Consider the following 2,005-nt stretch of genomic DNA (forward strand, 5'->3'; position numbering starts at 1 on the left):
GCATCGGGGGTTGATAGCTCTGCGATTGAGGCAAACTATGACCGCGACGACCCGGGGGAGTTTCTCAATAGCCTGTTAGCGGAGACCGCCATGACCCACGTCCACGCTCGTTCCCCTGTCCTCGTTCCCGCCGCCGAGCTGGCCGGGCGCAACACCCTGCGTTTCCCCAACGAAAGCGACGCCTACCGCCGCGCGCGCCAGGCCCTGCTCGCCGAGGAAATCGAGCTGCGCCGGCACATCGAGCGCGTCGCCGAGCAGCGCCGCGCGCTGCCGCCCGGCGGCGAGGTGACGGGCCACTACCGCTTCCAGGGCGAACACGGGCCGGCCGATTTCGCCGGCCTGTTCGGCGACAAGTCGACCCTGGTCGTCTACAGCTACATGTTCGGCCCGCAGCGGGCGCGGCCCTGCCCGATGTGCACCTCGCTGCTGGCCGCGTGGGACGGCGAGGCGCGCGACGTTGGCCAGCGCGTGGCGCTGGCCGTGGTGGCGCGCTCGCCGATCGAACGCCTCGCCGCGTTCAAGCGCGAGCTACGCGGACGTCGACGGGGCCTACAGCCGCGACTACTTCGCCGTCGACCCCGACGGCGGCGACGGCGATCAGGCCGCCTTCAACGTGTTCACCCGCCGCGACGGCACGATCCGCCATTTCTGGAGCGGCGAGATGGGCTTCGAGAGCGCCGACCCCGGCCGGGACCCGCGCGGCGCGCCGGACCTGATGCCGTTGTGGACCATCCTGGACTGCACGCCGGAAGGCCGCGGCACGGACTGGTACCCGAAGCTCGAGTACTGACCTCGCCGTCGGCGGAGACGCGCGGCCGCCGCCGGCCGCCCCTCAGGCCTGCGGCGGCCCGCAGCTCTCGTCCAGCTGGCGCACTTCGCACTCGATCTCCCACGCGTCGCCATGCACCCGCAGGAAGCGGCGGGCCAGCTCCAGCGCCTGCTGCATCGAACCGGCCTGCAGCAGCGCATAACCGCCGATCACCTCCTTGGCCTCGGTGAACGGGCCGTCGGTGGTGCCCAGCTTGCCGTGCGACAGCCGCACCCGCACGCCTTCCGCGGTGGGACGCAGGCCGCCGGTATCCAGCAGCGTGCCGTCCGCCTTCATCTGCGCCATCAGCTTGCCCATGTCGTCCATCAGCTGCTGGCTGGGCCTCTGCCCGGTGCTCTGGTTGATCCGGATCATCGAAAGGAATCGCATCGTCGTCACTCTCCCGCGGGTTTACGGCGGAGCCGCATGACCGGACCGCGCCGGACCGCCCAACGTGCTCCTGCCATGGCGACGAACGGCTACGCGCCGGATCGACACCTGCCGCTGCAGGAGCCCATACGATGCGATGCCTTCCTACGAAAGCGGGTTCTGCCCTGATACCCAGGCATCCGCCTCGCAACGGCCGTCGGCGCAATGCCCCGCCGCCGGCGCCGCATCCGTTGCCTCGAGGCGTTGCTGCCTCGCCTCGGCCAGCAGGGTGCCGATCTCCGCGCCGAGCAGCAGGTCGTCGTACGCGCCGAACACCTGGCGGCGCAGCCGCCCCTGCGCATCGATCAGGATCGTGGTCGGCGTGCCCTGCATGGCATAGGCGCGCATGGTGCGCGGAATCGGATCGGCGTCCGGGCCGGGCGCGTCGATGCCGACCGGGAAGCCCACGCGATACTCGTGCAGGAACGCGCGCAGCGACTCCGGCCCCATCGCCGCATGGTGCTCGAACACCGTGTGCAGGCCGACCACCGCCAGCGGCGCGCCTTCGAACAACTTCGCCACGCGTTGCGCCTGCGGGATGCCGTGCGCCACGCAGCCGGGGCAAAGCATCTGGAAGGCATGCAGCAGCACCATCCGCCCCCGGAAGTGCCCGAGGTTCAACGGCTCGGGAGTATTCAACCAGGCCGTGGTGCGCCATTCGGGGGCCGGTTCCGGCGTCATGGGAAATCTCCATCCTCGATGTGCGGGCAGGTCCGCAACGTCAATCTGCAGCAGGCACGACTTCAGCCACGCAGCCTACATCTTCCC

The 2,005-nt window shown here is 70.3% G+C and carries 3 protein-coding genes and 1 pseudogene; 1 reads left to right on the forward strand and 3 read right to left on the reverse strand.

Annotation, left to right across the window (positions count from 1 at the left end; translation table 11 throughout):
- Nucleotides 1-75 precede the first annotated feature (75 nt).
- Nucleotides 76-318, reverse strand: coding sequence for a hypothetical protein (locus tag RHOFW104R8_RS17820; RefSeq protein WP_235604432.1), 243 nt, complete (start codon nt 316-318; stop codon nt 76-78).
- Here RHOFW104R8_RS17820 and RHOFW104R8_RS18030 point away from each other — a divergent pair.
- Nucleotides 226-790, forward strand: a pseudogene (locus RHOFW104R8_RS18030) (DUF899 family protein). The gene RHOFW104R8_RS17820 and the pseudogene RHOFW104R8_RS18030 overlap by 93 nt on opposite strands.
- A 42-nt stretch (nt 791-832) precedes the next feature.
- Here the strand turns inward: RHOFW104R8_RS18030 and RHOFW104R8_RS10915 are convergent.
- Nucleotides 833-1,198 carry a YciI family protein gene (locus tag RHOFW104R8_RS10915; protein ID WP_068095566.1) on the reverse strand — a complete coding sequence of 122 codons (366 nt, stop codon included), beginning with the start codon at nt 1,196-1,198 and terminating at the stop codon, nt 833-835.
- Between the two features lie 144 nt (nt 1,199-1,342).
- The gene (locus tag RHOFW104R8_RS10920) at nt 1,343-1,918 is read right to left on the reverse strand and encodes a peroxiredoxin (RefSeq protein ID WP_068095568.1); all 576 of its coding nucleotides are present in this window, start codon (nt 1,916-1,918) and stop codon (nt 1,343-1,345) included.
- Nucleotides 1,919-2,005 lie beyond the last annotated feature (87 nt).

The sequence above is a fragment of the Rhodanobacter sp. FW104-R8 genome (assembly GCF_001617365.1).
Classification (GTDB): Bacteria; Pseudomonadota; Gammaproteobacteria; order Xanthomonadales; family Rhodanobacteraceae; genus Rhodanobacter.

Excerpts from the sequence above, each read along its gene's own strand:
- RHOFW104R8_RS10915 (WP_068095566.1), bottom strand. The coding sequence starts at position 1,198 with ATGCGATTCCTTTCGATGATCCGGATCAACCAGAGCACCGGGCAGAGG.
- RHOFW104R8_RS10920 (WP_068095568.1), bottom strand. The coding sequence starts at position 1,918 with ATGACGCCGGAACCGGCCCCCGAATGGCGCACCACGGCCTGGTTGAAT.